The 16,824-nt window shown below is 66.8% G+C and carries 12 protein-coding genes and 1 tRNA gene; 4 read left to right on the plus strand and 9 right to left on the minus strand.

Translation table 11 applies throughout. From position 1 onward, the window contains the following. Window positions 1-205 precede the first annotated feature (205 nt). A tRNA-Pro gene (locus CDN36_RS00005) sits at window positions 206-282 on the minus strand. Between the two features lie 314 nt (window positions 283-596). On the opposite strand from CDN36_RS00005, the gene CDN36_RS00010 reads away from it, so the two are divergent. Further along, window positions 597-2,285: an AMP-binding protein gene (locus CDN36_RS00010; RefSeq protein WP_287495663.1), complete on the plus strand. Its 1,689-nt coding sequence runs from the start codon at window positions 597-599 to the stop codon at window positions 2,283-2,285. Window positions 2,286-2,360: 75 nt separating this feature from the next. On the opposite strand, the gene CDN36_RS00015 is transcribed toward CDN36_RS00010, so the two are convergent. Beyond that, the gene (locus tag CDN36_RS00015; protein ID WP_287495664.1) at window positions 2,361-3,134 is read right to left on the minus strand and encodes a sulfite exporter TauE/SafE family protein; all 774 of its coding nucleotides are present in this window, start codon (window positions 3,132-3,134) and stop codon (window positions 2,361-2,363) included. A 443-nt stretch (window positions 3,135-3,577) separates the two neighbouring features. On the opposite strand from CDN36_RS00015, the gene gshA reads away from it, so the two are divergent. Next, the gene (gshA, locus tag CDN36_RS00020) at window positions 3,578-5,230 is read left to right on the plus strand and encodes a glutamate--cysteine ligase (RefSeq protein WP_287495665.1); all 1,653 of its coding nucleotides are present in this window, start codon (window positions 3,578-3,580) and stop codon (window positions 5,228-5,230) included. Window positions 5,231-5,420: 190 nt separating this feature from the next. Here gshA and CDN36_RS00025 read toward each other — a convergent pair whose 3' ends face one another. The 5 genes from CDN36_RS00025 to CDN36_RS00045 form a co-directional block, all read right to left on the minus strand. Next, the gene (locus tag CDN36_RS00025) at window positions 5,421-5,744 is read right to left on the minus strand and encodes an AzlD domain-containing protein (protein WP_150555817.1); all 324 of its coding nucleotides are present in this window, start codon (window positions 5,742-5,744) and stop codon (window positions 5,421-5,423) included. Next, window positions 5,741-6,571, minus strand: a complete 831-nt coding sequence (locus CDN36_RS00030; RefSeq protein WP_287495666.1) for an AzlC family ABC transporter permease — start codon at window positions 6,569-6,571, stop codon at window positions 5,741-5,743. The genes CDN36_RS00025 and CDN36_RS00030 overlap by 4 nt, the downstream gene beginning before the upstream one ends. A 172-nt stretch (window positions 6,572-6,743) precedes the next feature. Then, window positions 6,744-9,284, minus strand: a complete 2,541-nt coding sequence (locus tag CDN36_RS00035; RefSeq protein WP_502920316.1) for a penicillin-binding protein 1A — start codon at window positions 9,282-9,284, stop codon at window positions 6,744-6,746. 134 nt (window positions 9,285-9,418) lie between these two features. Then, window positions 9,419-10,051: a LysE family translocator gene (locus tag CDN36_RS00040; protein WP_150555819.1), complete on the minus strand. Its 633-nt coding sequence runs from the start codon at window positions 10,049-10,051 to the stop codon at window positions 9,419-9,421. Between the two features lie 171 nt (window positions 10,052-10,222). Beyond that, entirely contained in the window at window positions 10,223-10,525 is a 303-nt protein-coding gene (locus CDN36_RS00045; protein ID WP_287495667.1) for a tetratricopeptide repeat protein, read from the minus strand. A gap of 302 nt (window positions 10,526-10,827) precedes the next feature. On the opposite strand from CDN36_RS00045, the gene CDN36_RS00050 reads away from it, so the two are divergent. Together CDN36_RS00050 and CDN36_RS00055 are read left to right on the plus strand one after the other, a co-directional pair. Then, window positions 10,828-12,450, plus strand: coding sequence for a methyl-accepting chemotaxis protein (locus CDN36_RS00050; protein ID WP_150555821.1), 1,623 nt, complete (start codon window positions 10,828-10,830; stop codon window positions 12,448-12,450). Window positions 12,451-12,524: 74 nt separating this feature from the next. Next, window positions 12,525-12,920, plus strand: coding sequence for a hypothetical protein (locus CDN36_RS00055; RefSeq protein ID WP_150555822.1), 396 nt, complete (start codon window positions 12,525-12,527; stop codon window positions 12,918-12,920). Window positions 12,921-13,038: 118 nt separating this feature from the next. On the opposite strand, the gene CDN36_RS00060 is transcribed toward CDN36_RS00055, so the two are convergent. Then, on the minus strand, window positions 13,039-14,760 hold the full coding sequence (locus CDN36_RS00060; protein WP_287495668.1) for an NADPH-dependent assimilatory sulfite reductase hemoprotein subunit: 1,722 nt from the start codon (window positions 14,758-14,760) through the stop codon (window positions 13,039-13,041). A 181-nt stretch (window positions 14,761-14,941) separates the two neighbouring features. Further along, complete coding sequence (locus CDN36_RS00065; protein WP_287495669.1) at window positions 14,942-16,771, minus strand: assimilatory sulfite reductase (NADPH) flavoprotein subunit; 1,830 nt, start codon at window positions 16,769-16,771, stop codon at window positions 14,942-14,944. Between the last annotated feature and the right edge of the window lie 53 nt (window positions 16,772-16,824).

Raw genomic sequence — 16,824 nt, forward strand, 5'->3', positions numbered from 1 at the left:
TCTGTGGATAACTACGTTGGTGAGTGCTTCGGCGGAACGCCAAGAATTCTAGTGGTGCCCAGGGCCGGAATCGAACCGGCACGCCTTGCGGCGGGGGATGTAGCGGCGCGCCGCTGTTTGGCATGGCTAGATCGTCAAGTTAGACAATGCATCTCAAGTTAGACAAAAGGCCCGACGAGAAAAACTCGTCAGGCCTTCTATTTATTGGTCGGGGCGAGAGGATTTGAACCTCCGACCACCTGCACCCCATGCAGGTACGCTACCAGGCTGCGCTACGCCCCGTGAGAGATGCGTCGTTAGATGCATCGCTCGAAAGCAGGCGATTATAGCAGAGCTTTTTGCCGGAAAGGAAGGGCCCATGCGCACTGGACGCATAATTTTTTTGCGTCTCACCCGGCGTCCAACTCAACGTCCGACTCAGCGTCACCAGGCGTCACCACATCGCCACCGGTATCCCGCACCGCGCCACGGTCGCACGAAGGTCACCCCCAATCTTGCGTCGAGAGCCCCGCTTACCGGTGATGGTTATCCCGGATGTCGCAATCAGGGCCCCTCACGATAATGGAATCCTGCCTATCGAGGCTTGGAGACAAGCGATGCCGCACATCCAGGGATTCGAGGCCGCGCGCGATTTGCTGCTCGCGCAGCGCGCCCATTACGACGTGGCGTACCGTGATTTTCGCTGGCCCGTCCTCTCGCAGTTCAACTGGGCGCTGGACTTCTTCGATCCCCAGGCGCAAGGCAACGACAACCCGGCACTGTGGATCGTCGAAGAGGACGGGCGCGAAGCGCGCCTGTCGTTTCGCGAGATGTCGGCGCGCTCCAACCGCGTTGCCAACTTCCTGCGCGCCCAAGGCGTGGCGCGAGGCGATCGCGTGCTGCTCATGCTGCCCAATCAAGTCGAGCTCTGGGACCTCATGCTCGCCTGCATGAAGCTGGGTGCCGTCATGATCCCTGCCACGACGCTGCTCGCCGCCGGCGACCTCACCGACCGGCTCGAACGCGGGCGCGTGCGCCACGTCGTCACCACGGGCCGCGACGCCGTCAAGTTTGCGGACCTGCCGGGCGACTATCGCCGCATCGCCGTGGGCGGCGCGCCGCCAGAAGGCTGGACGCCGCTCGCCCCCGCTTACGAAATGCCCGACGAGTTCACGCCCGATGGCGTCACGCTCGCGACCGACCCGCTGCTGCTTTACTTCACCTCGGGCACCACGTCGCGTCCGAAGCTCGTGCTGCATACGCACCAGAGCTACCCGGTCGGCCACCTCGCCACGATGTACTGGCTCGGCCTGCAGCCCGGCGACGTGCACTGGAACATCAGCTCGCCCGGGTGGGCGAAGCATGCCTGGAGTTGCTTCTTTGCGCCATGGAACGCGGGCGCGACCATCTTCATTTACAACTTTTCCCGTTTCGACGCGCGCGCGGCCCTGGAGACAGCAGCACGCTGCGGCGTGACCACGCTGTGCGCTCCCCCGACCGTCTGGCGCATGATGATTCAGGAAGATCTCACTCGCCACGCGGTGAAGTTTCGCGAACTGATCGGCGCGGGCGAGCCGCTCAATCCCGAAGTCATCGAACAGGTGCGGCGGGCGTGGAACATCACGATTCGCGACGGCTACGGTCAGACGGAAACATGCTGCCAGATCGGCAACTCGCCGGGGCAGACGGTGAAGCCGGGCGCGATGGGCCGCCCCATGCCGGGCTATCGCGTCGTGCTTCTCGATCACAACGGCGCCGAGGCCGACGAGGGCGAGATCGCGCTCGTCCTGTCGCCGCGTCCGACCGGCCTCATGCAGGGCTATGAGGACGACTGCGAGAAGACCACCGACGCAATGCGCGACGGCTACTACCACACCGGCGATGTCGCGATGCGCGACGAACGCGGCTACTTCACCTACGTCGGCCGTGCGGATGACGTGTTCAAGGCGTCCGACTATCGCATCAGTCCGTTCGAACTCGAAAGCGAGCTCATCAAGCATCCCGCCGTGGCCGAGGCCGGCGTCGTGCCAAGCCCCGACCCCGTGCGGCTCGCGGTGCCCAAAGCGTTTATCGCGCTGCGTGCCGGCTTTCGCGCCGATGAGACGCTGGCGCTCGACATCCTGCGCTTTTGCCGCGATCATCTCGCGCCGTACAAGCGCATCCGGCGCATCGAATTTTGCGACTTGCCGAAGACGATCTCGGGGAAGATCCGCCGCGTCGAGTTGCGCCGCACGGAAGAAGGCCGCAGCCTCGACACCCGCCGCCAGATGGAATTCTGGGATGTGGATTTCGCCGACCTGAAGTGAGCGTAGCGCCGCATCGGCCCCGAGGGGGCGCAGGCGAGCGTATTGCAAGCATTGGCAAGCATTGGCAAGCATTGCTCAGCGCATATGCTGGACGACCAGTTCGGCGCCCAGCATGGCCAGCCCGACGAAGAAGCACCGGCGAAACACCGGCGCGCTCACCCGCGCGCGCACCCACTGACCGAAGAACATGCCGCCCAGGGCCGGCGCGAGCGCGAGCAACGAGACGCCGATCGCATGGCCATGAAAGACGCCGTCGCGCGCCAGACCGGCCGCCAGCGCCAGCGTCGAGACGGTAAACGACAGGCCCAGCGCCTGCACGAGATCGTCCTTGTCGAGATCGAGCGCCTGCAGAAACGGTACTGCGGGAATCACGAACACGCCGGTGGCGGCCGTCACCAGCCCGGTCACGACACCGATGCCTGCGCCCACGGCACCGACGCGCGCGCCAGGCCAGCTTTTCGGCACGTGCAGGCGCACCGCCGCCAGGCCCAGCGCGGCGTAGGCGAGCAGCGCGACGCCCAGTGCCATCCCCGCCAGGTTGCCGCCATTGGCCAGCCAGCCGCCGCCGGCCCAGGTGCCGAGGCAGATGCCGAGCAGCATCGGCCAAAGGCGTCTTGCCAGGGCGGCGAAGCGCGGGCCCGCCAGCAGTTGCCACAAGTTGGTGACGAGCGATGGCACGATCAGCAGGGCGGCGGCTTCGGCCGTGGGCATGGCCAGGCCCAGCAGGCAGACGGCCACCGTTGGCAGACCGAGCCCGATCACGCCTTTGACGAAGCCGGCGAGCACGAAGGTGACGAGGCCCAGCCAGAGCAGGGGGACGAGATCGTTGAAGTGCTGAGTATTCATCATGCGGGCAGTATCGGTGCGCGGGCGCGCGTCGCCAATGCGGCATTCGCGCAGGGGGACTCAGGCTGGCGCTGAGGCTGGCACTCAAGCTGACGCCAAGGCTGGTTCTGGAGCTGGTAGTGGGGATGGCACCGGGGATGGCGCCGGGGATGGCGCTGGGGATGGCGCTGGGGATGGCGCCGGGGCGGCGCCAGGACTCGCCTGCCGCGACCGGCGGGGCGCCCGACGCGCTTTGGCGTTTTCAGTTATGCTCAGGCCAAATTCGCGCCGTGCCGCGCATCGAGCGCGTCCACCGGAGTCCCACTTCGGCGGTCGTGCCGCCGCCGTCGGCACCCCGTAGACCCCAGTACGCCGCTGTCTCCCGTGCTTGCATGGTTCGTGCCATGCCCGCAGGGGCCGGCGTCGACAGCCATGCCAAGCATTGCGCCTGCCCAGAGGGATGGAAGTTGGAAAAACAGAATCGTCAACACGAACACGCCGGGCAAACCGGATACGCCGCCGCTCACGACACGCTCGATCGGCGCCTCGCGCTCGTCATGCAACCCACTCACCGCGCCCTGCTCGGCGAGGGCTTGTCGGGCATCGAGCGTGAGACGCTGCGCGTCGAGAGCGACGGCGCGCTCGCCCTCACGCCGCACCCGCGTGCGCTCGGCTCCGCACTGACTAACGACGAAATCACCACCGATTACTCCGAAGCGCTGCTCGAATTCATCACGCCGCCGCAGCACGACGCCGCCCAGGTCATCGCGCGTCTGCACGAAATCCATCAGTTCGCCTACCGCAAGCTCGGCGCGCAACTGCTGTGGAGCGATTCGATGCCGCCCGCGCTGCCGCCGGAAGACGTGATTCCCATCGCGGACTACGGCACGTCGCACATCGGCATGCTCAAGCACGTCTACCGTCGCGGCCTGGCGCTGCGCTACGGCAAGCCGATGCAATGCATCGCCGGCATCCACTACAACTTCTCGCTGGCCGAGCCGGTGTGGGAACTGCTGCGCGAGAGCGAAGGCGCGAAGGAATCCGCACGCGACTACCAGTCGGCGCGCTACGTGGCGCTCATTCGCAATTTCCGCCGCTACAGCTGGTTGCTGATGTATCTGTTCGGCGCGTCGCCGGTCCTGCATGCCGAGTTCCTGCGCGGACGGCAACACGGCCTCGAGTCGTTCGACGAAGGCACGCTCGGCTTGCCCTATGCGACCAGCTTGCGTATGAGCGACCTGGGCTACCAGAACAGCGCACAGTCGGAAGTCTCGCCGTGCTACGACTGCCTGCCGAGCTACATCGACGCGCTCACACAGGCCGTCAGCCAGCCGCATCCCGCCTATGAGGCGCTCGGCACCAAGCGCAATGGCGAGTGGATCCAGCTCTCCACGAATTTGCTGCAGATCGAGAACGAGTTCTACGCCACCATCCGCCCCAAGCGCGTGACGTACAGCGGCGAGCGCCCCGTGCAAGCCCTCGCGCGCCGCGGCGTGCAGTACGTGGAAGTGCGCTGCATCGACATCGACCCGTTCCTGCCCGTCGGCATCGACGTCGACACGGCGCGCTTCATCGACGCCTTCTTGCTGTTTTGCGCGCTCGAAGACAGCCCGTCGTGCTCGAATGCCGAGAACATGGAGAATCGCGACAACTTCGCGCACGTCGTCAAGGAAGGGCGCAAGCCCGGCTTGATGCTGCATCGCGGCGGCGAGGCGATCACGCTGCTCGACTGGGCCGAGCAGTTGCTCGAGCGGATCGACCGCACGGCCGCCGCGTTCGACGCGCAGCGCGGCGGCGCGCATTACGCTCACAGCATGGCGCTGCAGCGCGCGAAGGTGCGGGACGTCTCGCTCACGCCGTCCGCGCGCGTGATGGCGGCGCTCGAGCCGCTGCGCGGCACGAAGGGCGGCGCCTTTCAGGCGTTTGCGCTCGCGCAGAGCCAGCGCCACGCACAGACCTTGCGCGACATGCCGCTCGATGCCGCCGTTGTCGAACACTTCGAGACGCTCGCGCGCAAGTCGCTCGAGGCGCAGGCTGAACTCGAGCGCACACAGGTGGGTGATTTCGACGCCTTCGTCGCCGCCTATCGCGCCGGCACGCTCGGCACCGTGACGGTATGACGGCGCGCCGCGCGCCCTCGCACGCATGATGTGCCAAGAGCGCCTCGCGAGGCGCTCTTTTTTGCTTTGCAGGGCCGGCCGCACACGGCGCGTGGGTCGCTGCTCGCCCGGGTGTCGCCTGGGTGTCGCCCGGATGTCGCCCGGATGTCGCTCAGGTCGCCTGGGTCACCTGGGGGTGCTTCGGCCGCATTCAGCCGAGCACGCCCAACTGCCAGGTGAAGAAAACGGCAAGGCCGACGCCGATGGTGAGCAACTGGTGACGCGTCGCGGCGCACACGGCAATGGCGGCGAGCGCAGCGACCAACTGCGCGTTGCGCCACGTCAGCTCCAGCCCCTCGCCGTGCGGCGCAAGCGTCATCGGCACGATGATCGCCGTGAGCACCGTCACCGGCACGAACGACAGCGCTTCGCGCAGCCACTCGGGAAAACGCACGCGGTCGCCGAGCACGAAGATGCCGGCCTTGACCGCGAACGTCACAGCCGCCATGCCGAGAATGGCAAGGACGTAGTTCATCGTGCACCTCCGGCCGACGAGCCAGGGGCGCGGGTCGCCGTGCCGCCGGGCGTGTTGTCGCGCCCGGCGTCGTTGCCCGCAGCGCGCTCGTGCGACGTGTCCTGCGTCGCCCGGTGCTGCTCGCCATCGCGACGCTGCCGATGCAACGCCGCCATCCCGGCGGCAATGCCAAGCGCGACAGCCGCGAGCAGACCGAGCTTGTAAGGCAGTCCCCGGCAAAGGTACGCCGCGGTGCCCGCGACGACCGTCGCCACCGCCCACGGCATGCGCGCCATCTGCGGCACGATGATGGCGATGAACGTGGCCACCATCGCGAAGTCGAGGCCAAGCGTCTGCAGACGGGGAAACGCCGCGCCGAACAGCAGCCCGGCGAGTGTCCACAACTGCCAGTTCAGATACATCGACAGCCCCGAGCCGAGGAAGTACCAGTGACCGAGCGCATCGTCGGGATGCCGGTGAAAGTAGCTGCTCGTGACGGCGAACGTCTCGTCGGTGAGCAGCAAGCCCAGCGTCACGCGCCACCGCGCATTCAGATGGCGCACGTGCGGCAGCAGGTTGGCCGCGTAGAGCATGTGGCGCAGATTCACGATCAACGTGGTCGCCCACAGCACGGCGTAGCCCACGCCGGTGGCGAAGAGTCCCGCCGCGATGAACTGGCTCGACCCGGCGAACACGGTGAGCGACATGAGCTGGCCATGCCACGGGGCCAGCGGCGTACTGGCGACGAGCGCGCCGAAAATGAGCCCGAAGGGCGCTGCGCCGACGATCATCGGCACGGTGTCGCGGGCGCCGGCGAGGAAGCTGCCCGCGCGTGAAGGAACCGGCATGAGGAACGATCCTGAACGTTGAGACGATACGGCGAGCATACCGCGCATGCCGCCGGCCACGCTTGTACGTTCTTGCGATTCGCCCGCCGAGGCCGCCGGCGGGTTGCCGGCCCAGACAAAAACGGCCGCCCGAAGGCGGCCGCAGGCGCTGCCGGTTCGCGATCCGCTGTGCTCAGGGATGCTTGAACAGGTCGAGAATGCGCGCCTTTTCGCTCGAATCGACGCCGGGCGACGGCGCCTGGCCGGCGGCCGGCGGCGGGGCGGCAGGCGAGGGCGAGCCGCCGCCGAAGAACGGCAGCGAGAAGCCGCCGCTGTTCTCGTCGATGCCGATGCTCGCCACGAAGCCGTTGCCCGGGACCTTGTCCGATTCGTAGAGCTCGCCGTTGATCACCGTCACGCCCGACGGCATCGGCATTTGCTGCTGCGGCACGCCGTTGAGCGCCACGCCCATGTACTTCGTCCATACCGGCAGCGCCAGTTGCGCGCCGAACTCCCGGCTGCCGAGCGTCCTGGGCTGGTCGAAACCGAGCCAGGCCACCGCCACGAGCGAATGCTGATAGCCGGCGAACCAGCCGTCGAGCGCGTCGTTGGTCGTGCCGGTCTTGCCGGCCAGATCGCCGCGCCTGAGCACGTTCGTGCCCGAGCCGGTGCCGCGCTGCGCCACCGTCTGCAGCAGACTGTTCATGATGTAGGCGTTGGGCGCCGAAATGGCGCGCGCGGCGTTCACGCCGGCAATGACCGGCGCGGCCTTGTTGAGGACATTGCCGCGCGCGTCTCGGATCTCGGCGATCAGGTACGGCGCTACGCGGTAGCCGCCGTTGGCGAACACGGCATACGCGCCCGCCAGCTGCAGCGGCGTGGTGGCGCCCGCGCCCAGCGCCATCGGCAGATACGGCGGCACCTTGTCGGCGTCGAAGCCGAAGCGCGTGGCGTATTCCTGCGTGTACTGGGTGCCGGCGAACTGCAGCAGACGGATGGCGACGAGGTTCTTCGAGCGTTGCAAGCCCTCGCGCACGGTCATCGGGCCGCTGAAGGCGTCATCGTCGTGCGGATCCCAGGCCTGGCCGCCGGTCTGCGACGGCGGCAGGTTGAGCGGGCCGTCCATCACCATCGTCGCGGGGCTCACGCCTTTCTCGATGGCCGCCGAATACACCACCGGCTTGAACGTCGAGCCGGGCTGACGCCACGCCTGCGTCGCGCGGTTGAACTTGCTCTGGTTGAAGTCGAAGCCGCCGACGAGCGCGCGAATCGCACCATCGTCCGGCGAGAGCGACACGAGCGAGCCCTGCACTTGCGGCAATTGCGTGATGCGCCACTTGCCGCGCGCGTCCTTCATCACGCGAATGATCGAGCCCGGACGGATGCGCAGCTTCTCGCTCGCCTTGGCCGAGAGCGACGGGGCCGCGAAGCCGATACCGTCGCCGGAGACGACGACCGCGTCGCCCGAGAGCGGCACCGCCGTGACCTGCGACGCGCTTGCCGCGACCACGACGGCGGCGATCAGATCGCCGTTGTCCGGATGTTCGAGCAGCGTGTCTTCGATGAGTTGCTGACGATCGGGCATGGCCGCGGGCAGCTCCACGAAGCCCTCGGGCCCGCGATAGCTGTGACGTCGCTCGTAGTCGAGCACGCCCATGCGCACCGCTTCATACGCGGCCTGCTGCTTCTTCGAATCGATGGTCGTGATGACGCTCAGGCCGCGCGTGTAGGCGTCGTCCTTGTACTCGTCGTACACGGCCTGGCGCACCATTTCGGCCACGTACTCCGCATGCACGTTGTACTCGTTGCCCGACGTGCGCGTGCGGATCGGCTCGTGCAGGGCGTCTTCGTATTGACCGCGCGTGATGTAGCCCAGATCGAGCATGCGCTTGAGGATGTACTCCTGACGGATCTTCGCGCGCTTGGGATTGACGATCGGGTTGTAGGCGGACGGCGCCTTGGGCAGGCCGGCGAGCATGGCGGCTTCGCCGAGCGTGATGTCCTTCAGATCCTTGCCGAAGTAGATGCGCGCGGCGCTCGCGAATCCGTAGGCGCGCTGCCCCAGATAGATCTGGTTCATGTACAGCTCGAGAATCTTGTCCTTCGACAGCGCGGATTCGATCTTGTACGCCAGCAGCATTTCGTAGATCTTGCGCGTGGCCGTCTTCTCGCGCGAGAGGAAGAAATTGCGCGCGACCTGCATGGTGATCGTGCTCGCGCCCTGCGCCGCGCCGCCGTGCAGCACGTCCGACACGCCGGCACGCAGAATGCCGATGAAGTCCACGCCGCCGTGATCATAGAAGCGGTAGTCCTCGATCGCGAGCACGGCCTTCTTCATCACGTCGGGAATCTGGTCGATGGTCACGAGGCTGCGGCGTTCCTCGCCGAACTCGCCGATCAGCACGTTATCGGACGTGTACACGCGCAGCGGCACCTTCGGCCGGTAATCGGTGATGACATCGAGCGGCGGCAGGTTCGGCCGCATGACGATGAGCGCATAGCCCACGAGCAGCGCACCGACGATCGCCAGTCCGCCGAGCGAGGCGATGACAATGCCGAGCGTGCCAAAGCCGCGTTGGGCGCCAATACGACCCAAGTAACCAGAGCGACCGGAACTTTCCGGGGAGCCGGGGCCCGGATCATGGCTCGAAGGCGTCCGGGAGAGGGAGACGGGGGAATTGCGGTGCGCCGCACGGGACGGCGCACGAGGCGGCAAACAATGCTTCAAGGACATACCCAACGAAAATTGCAGGATGGGAACAGGCCAGCCGGCCTAGCGCTGCGTGGATCCCCGCCGCGCGGCGAAATCGGTGCAGTATGCCATGCCCGGCGCGAGCCCCTCCAAAAATCGGGAGGCACGGCCACCGCTCAGCGGCGCGCCTCGGTCGCCATGCGCAGCGCCAGCGCGCCGAGCACACCGCCCATGAGCCAGCGCTGGACGCGCAGCCAGCCCGGCCGCTGGCCGAGGAACGCGGCGATGGCGCCGGCCGACAGCGCCACGCTGGCGTTCACCATCACGCTGGCGACGATCTGCGTCACGCCCAGTGCCAGCGACTGCGTGAGCACGCTGCCGTGCTCGGGGTGCACGAACTGCGGCAGCAGGGCCAGGTAGAGCATGGCGATCTTCGGATTGAGCACGCTCGTGAACAGTCCCATCAGGAACAGGCGCCGGTTGCTGTCGCGCTCGAGCGGTCTCACCTCGAACGGCGAACGGCCGCCCGGCCTGAGCGCCTGCCACGCCAGCCAGGCGAGGTACACGGCGCCCCCGAAGCGCAGCACGTCGTAGGCATACGGCACCGCGAAGAGCAGCGCGGTAATCCCGAAAGCCGCGCACAACATGTAGAAGACGAAACCGAGCGCGACACCGCCCAGCGAAACGAGGCCCGCAGCCGGCCCCTGACACAACGAGCGCGAAACCAGATACATCATGTTCGGTCCCGGCGTGAGCGCCATTCCGATGGCGACCAGCGCGAAGGCCAGCCAGGTCGATGTTGCAGGCATGTTCGTTGCGCCTCGAATACGGAAGCTGCACGATACCACGCGATTGACGTGTACGTCAGTCGAGCGCCGACGGCCTGCCCGGTTCTTGTTCTGGTCCCGGTCCGGCCCACTTCCGGCCCGCTTCCGACCCACTTCCGGCTCCCCTCCGGGCCCATGCCCGGCGGCGCATCGTCAGCCCAGCCGCCTGAGGAAGACGGTCATTTCCTTCTCGGCCTGACGATCGCCGTGCGCCTGCGCGGCGGCAATGCCGCGGGTCCACGCCTCGCGCGCGCCGTCCACGTCTCCCGCGCCCTGGCGCGCCTTGCCCAGCAGCTTCCAGGCCGCCGTGTAGGCCGGATCGAACCCGACGCAACGGGTGAGGTGCTCGGCCGCAACGGGGAAGTTCTGCGCGTCCAGATAGGCCTTGCCGAGCCCGAAGCGCAGCAGCGCGTTGTCCTTGCCGGAAGCCAGCAATTTTTCCAGTCCTTCGATCATGACGATGAATGAATTTGTTTTATCTATAAAAATTACGTATGAAAATGGCCTGGCGCGCGATGCATGACTCCCACCTTGCCAGTTTTTCGGTTTTGCTGCGCAAGACACCGGGCGCTCGGCGCCTGGCGGGATCGCGGATTGATTTGCGTCAACCGAATGTGCGCCCGCACCTTGGCGCATGACCGCGTATACCCGCAGGATGCTCAAGTCTGGCGTTTGAAGCGCCGATGTGACAAGTAGCACCGGTCCGACAGAGGCCGGGCAGGGGGTGAGAAACCCGACACGGAGATGGAGACGACAGTATGTTGCGGAGCTTTTCGATCAAGGCGCGCCTTGGCATGACGATGGCGCTGTTGGCCGTATTGTTGATTGTGCTGGGCGCGCTGGGCGTTGCCGGCATGACCCGCACCGGTGATGCGCTTCGCGAGACCTATGCCAATCACCTTGCGGCGACGGTGGCGCTCGGCAAGGACAATGCAACGCTGGCGCGCACGCGCGCCATTCTCGATCGTGTGGTGCTGCACCCCGAGTCGCCCGACGCGGACAAGGTGGCGGCGCGCGCGCGCAACATGATCAAGGACGCGAACGCGGCCTGGACGGCCTATCTGGCGCTGCCGCGCGGCGCCGAGGAGCAGCGCCTCGCCGACGACGTCGCCAGACGTCGCACCGAGTTCTTCGACAAGGGCATGGAGCCGATGCTCGCCGCCATCGACGCGCGCGATCGCACGGCCATGGACGAACTCACGATGAACGCGCTGCCGAAGTACTACGCCGCGCTCACGGCGGCAAGCGACGCGCTCGCGCACTACAAGATGACGCTCGGCCGCGAGACATACGAAGCCTCGATGGCGGAGCTCACGGCATTTCGCTGGGTGAGCATCGGCGCCACGGTCGTGGGCGTGCTGCTCGCCGTCGCGTGCTATTTCTCGCTGCGAGGCGCGATCATGCGTCCGCTGGCCGAGGCGCTGGCCCACTTCGAGCAGATCGCGGCCGGCCATCTCGACAATCCGGTGCATGTGCGGGGCAAGGACGAGATGTCCATGCTCATGCGCGGCCTGGAGACGATGCAGTCGCGCCTGGCGAGCACCATTCGCGGCGTGCGGCGCAGTTGCGACGCGATGGCCACCGCCACGGCCGAGATCTCGGCGGGCAACACCGACCTGTCGGCACGCACGGAACAGCAGGCCGCCTCGCTCGAGGAAACGGCGTCGTCGATGGAAGAGTTGACGGCCACCGTCAAGCAGAACGCGGACAACGCACGCCAGGCGAGTCAGCTCGCCGTGAACGCCTCTGACATTGCCGCGCGCGGCGCCCAGGTGGTCGAACGCGTAGTCGAGACGATGCAGGGCATTTCGGCGAGCTCCACACAGGTCGTTGACATCATCGGCGTGATCGACGGCATTGCGTTCCAGACCAATATCCTTGCGCTGAACGCGGCCGTCGAAGCGGCGCGCGCCGGCGAGCAGGGCCGCGGTTTCGCGGTGGTGGCCGGTGAAGTGCGCACGCTCGCGCAGCGCAGCGCCACGGCCGCGCGCGAGATCAAGGCGCTCATCGAGACTTCGGCGCAAAAGGTGAGCGACGGTTCGTCGCTGGTGGCCGAAGCGGGGCGCACGATGGACGACATTCTGCAGGCGGTGCAGCGCGTGACCGACATCATGGGCGAGATTTCGGCGGCGTCCGACGAGCAGAGCGGGGGAATCGAGCAGGTCAATCAGGCCGTCACGCAGATGGACACCGTCACGCAGCAGAACGCGGCGCTCGTGGAGCAGGCCGCGGCGGCGGCGGCGTCGCTCGAAGACCAGACTGCGGCATTGCGCGAGGAGATGGCGCGCTTTCGGCTCGGCGACGAGCGGCAGGCCGGCGCCGGCGCCGCGCGAGCCGCGCTGCACGCGGTGGGCAGCCCCCCGTTGTCGCTGGCGGCATAGCGACGGGTTCATGGCGGTGGCGCGCCGAACCGGGTAACATTGCCCATCTTTTGCTCAGTTGAGGGTGTCGAAGTATGAAGCGAGTGGCGCTGATGGCGGCGGTGGCCGTTCTGGCCGGCTGTGGCCCGATCAACCAGATGAGCCGGCCCGACCCGGCAACGGGACGACTGCTCGACCAGGGCACCGGGGCCGATCGCTTCATGGTGCTCAACTGCATCTATCACGGCTGGAGCGAGCTCGCGCCGAACGTGGACTCGACCTCGTATGCCCGCCAGGGATGGGACCGTGTGCGTGTCTATCGCGGGCCGGACGCCGAAGGCAAGGCCACGTACAACCCGTATGTCGACATCAGCCAGGGCGGCTTCGGTGCGCGCATCCAGTACTTCGAAACGCCGGGCAGCAACCTGTCGCGCGATTTCGAGGCCACTGTCAAGCGCTGCATCGTGCCGTATTCCGGCAGTAGCGACTGAGGCCCTCCGGCACCGACGTCCGTTCGTCACGCAATAAAAAAACGCCATGGCTTGCCATGGCGTTTTTCCTGATGACGATCGCCGCAGGGGCTTCGCGACCCTGCCGGCCCACCGGGGCTCAGCCGTGGAAATCCTCGCGGGCCTCGATGACTTCCTTTACCACGCCCTGGCGCACGAGGAAGTCGCCAAACTTCTCGCCGGCCTCGCGCTCCTTCGCATAGCGCTGGAACAGCGGCGTGAGTTCCGCCACGATCTGGTCGTCGCTCACCGACTCCTTGTACAGCTTGTTGAGGCGCTGGCCGTGGAAGCCCGCGCCGAGGTACAGGTTGTACTTGCCCGTCGACTTGCCGACCAGGCCGATCTCGGCGAGGTACGGACGCGCGCAACCGTTCGGGCAGCCCGTCGTCCGAATCGTGATCGGCTCGCCGGCCAGACCGGCTTCGTCGAGCACCTTTTCCAGACGCGTGACCAGATCCGGCAGCGCCCGTTCGCTTTCCGCGAGCGCCAGGCCGCAGGTCGGGAAGCCCACGCACGCCATCGAGTTGATGCGCAGCGCGCTCTGGTGCTTGCCGTCGAGCAGGCCGAATTCCTTAACCAGCGCATCGATGCGCGGCCTGGCGGCTTCGCTCACCCGGCCGATGATCAGGTTCTGGTTGCCGGTAATGCGAATGTCGCCATCATGAATCCGGGCGATCTCGCGCAGGCCCGTCATCAGGCGGTAGTCGTCCCAGTCCTTCACGCGGCCGTTCTGGATGAAGAGCGTGAGGTGCCACAGGTCGTCCGCGCCCTTGAGCCAGCCGTACTGATCGCCGTTGGTCGTGAACGTGAACGGGCGCACCGGCGCCAGGTTCCAGCCCAGGTAGCGATTGAGTTCTTCCTTGAACCACTCCACGCCGCGATCGTCGATGGTGTACTTCAGGCGCGCATGCTTGCGGTTCGTGCGGTCGCCGAAGTCACGCTGCACGAGCAGCACCTTCTCTGCCACTTCCACGATGCGCTCGGCCGGCGTGTAACCGATGACGGTCGCCGTGCGCGGGTAGGTCGCCGCGTCGCCGTGCGTCATGCCCATGCCGCCGCCCACGCTCACGTTGAAGCCCTCGAGCTTGCCCTCGTCGTTCACGATGGCAATGAAGCCCAGATCGTTTGCGTAGACGTCGACGTCGTTGTTCGGCGGAATCGCAATGGCGATCTTGAACTTGCGCGGCAGATAATGCTTGCCGTAGATGGGCTCATGGTCTTCCTTGCCCGCACCCAGGCGCTTGTCGCCAAGCCAGATCTCGCGATACGCGGTGGTCTGGGGCAGCAGGTGCTGGTCGATCCTGCGGCACCACTCGAGGGCTTCGGCGTGCGCGGGCGAGAGGTGCGGATTGTTGGAGACGAGCGTGTTGCGGTTGACGTCGCCGCACGCGGCAATGCTGGTCATTGCCACTTCGTCGATGCCCTTGATGAGCGGGCGCAGCTGATGCTTGAGCACGTTGTGGTACTGCACGGTCTGGCGCGTGGTCAGGCGAATCGTATTGCCGCCGTATTTCTGCGCGAGGTCGTCGAGCTTGAGCCATTGCGCGGGCGTGCATACGCCGCCCGGCATGCGCAGGCGAAGCATGAACTGATAGGCGGGCTCGAGTTTCTGCTTCTGACGCTCGGCGCGCAGATCACGATCGTCCTGCATGTACGAGCCGTGGAACTTGAGCAGTTGCGCGTCTTTCTCGAAGATCGCACCGGTGAGCGGGTCGGCCAGACCTTCGGCGATCGTGCCGCGCAGGTAGTTGCTGACGTCCTTGATCTTCTCGACCTCGGAGCGCGCTGCCGAGGTGGCGTTGGCTTGCGTAGATTGCGTCATGTGGGCTGCTGTTGTCGGTGCAGTTGTCGGGTGCAGTTATCGGGGTACGGACATCGGGGTACGGACATCGGGGTACGGACATCGGGGTACGGACATCGGGGCGCCGTCATCGACCCTGGCGGGCGCGTTCGGGCGCCGGCCGGGATCGCACTATCGCGCCGCGGGCAGGCGCCGCGATCGATCAGTACACGTCGCGCTGGTAGCGCTTTTCGCGCTGCAGCGTCTTCACGTACTCGGCGGCGGCGTCCTGCGCCAGGCCGCCATGCTCGGCCACGATGTCCACGAGCGCGGTATTCACGTCGCGCGCCATCTGTTCGGCGTCGCCGCACACGTAAAGATAGGCGCCTTCCTGCAGCCAGGCGTAGAGCTCCTTGCCCTGCTCGCGCATGCGGTGCTGTACGTAGACCTTGTCTTCGCCGTCGCGCGAGAACGCGAGATCGATCTTCGTGAGCGCGCCGTCCTTCACGTAACGCTGCCATTCGCGCTGATACAGGAAGTCGGTGCGGAAGTTGCGATCGCCAAAGAACAGCCAGTTCCTGCCCGGCGCGTCGAGCGCCTGCCGCTCTTCCACGAACGCGCGAAACGGTGCGATGCCGGTGCCCGGCCCGATCATGATGACCGGCGCACTGCTGTCCGAGGGCAACTTGAAGTTGCGGTTCGCTTCGATGTACACCGGCACCGTTTCGCCTTCGCGGGCGACGTCGGCAAGATAGGTCGAGGCCACGCCGCGCCGGGCACGACCGTGGCTGTCGTAGCGCACGGCGCCCACGGTGATGTGCACGGCCTCGGGGTTTGCCGCGAGGCTCGAGGCAATCGAATACAGGCGCGGCTGCAGCGTGCGCAGCGTGCCCACGAACTCGGCCGCCTTCACCTTGCGCACCGGGAACTGGCGCACCACGTCGAGCACGTCGCGGCCGTACAGATAGTCGCGCAGCGCCGTCTCGTTGCCGGCGGCGAGCAATGCCTTGAGCTCGGTCGATTCGGCCAGTGCGGCGTACTTCTCGAGGAAGGCGCGCGAGAGCGTGGTGATGTCGTAGGCGCGCAGGAACGCCTCGCGCAGCGAAAGCGTGCTGTCCTGCGTGGTCGTCGTGGCTTGCGGGTCGAGCGCGAGCGTGTCGATGAGTTCGTCGACGAGCGTCTCGTCGTTCTTCACGACCACGCCGAGCGCATCGCCCGGTTCGTAGGTGAGGCCCGAGCCTTCGAGCGAGAGTTCGATGTGATGCACTTCCTTGGACGAGCCGCGGCCCGAGAGCGTGAGGTTCTCGAGCACCGTAGCGTCGAACGGGTGCTTGCGGCTGTATTGGCTCGCAGCAGCGGCGGGGGCCACGGCGCCGGCCAGCGAGGCGAGGCTGAAGCCGTCGGCGGCGCCGGCCTTGCCTGCGGCCGCCGGAGCGGCCACGCGCTTGAGCGCTTCGACCGTCTCTTCGATCCAGCGCTCGGCCGGGCCGTCGTAGTCGACGTCGCTGTCGACGCGCGCGACCAGACGCTCGGCGCCGAGAGCGGCCAGGCGGGCGTCGAAGTCCTTGCCGGCCTGGCAGAATTTCTCATAGCTGGAGTCACCCAGTCCCAGCACGGCGAAACGCGTGCCCTCGAGCTTCGGGGCCTTCTCGCCGTGCAGGAATTCGTAGAAGTCGCGAGCGTCGTCGGGCGGTTCGCCTTCGCCCTGCGTGGACACCGCCACGAGCAGCAACTTGTCGTTCTTCAGACGCGAGGCCTTGTAGTCGCCCATCGCGAACAGGTCGACCTTGAAGCCCGCCGCCACCGCCCGCGCCTTGGCATGCTCGGCCACTTCCTGCGCATGGCCCGTTTGCGAACCGTACAGAATGGTCAGCTGGGGGGCGGCGGCGCTGCCCGTGCCGGCCGCGGGCGCCTGCGCGCCGGCATGGCGCACCGAGTGATTGATGCCGGCGAGAAAGCCGCGCACCCAGGCGAGCTGCTCGGTGGAAAGGCCGTCGACCAGCTGGCTGAGCAACTGGGCTTGCTGGGCGGTGAGAGGCGTCGTCTCTTGCATGTCGTTGTGGGCTCCAGGGGCCGGACCAGCACGGAAGCCCGGGCGGGTCTGAC

Origin of the sequence: Pandoraea sp. CB10b_02 (assembly GCF_002216225.1) — a bacterium.
Classification (GTDB): Bacteria; Pseudomonadota; Gammaproteobacteria; order Burkholderiales; family Burkholderiaceae; genus Pandoraea; species Pandoraea nosoerga.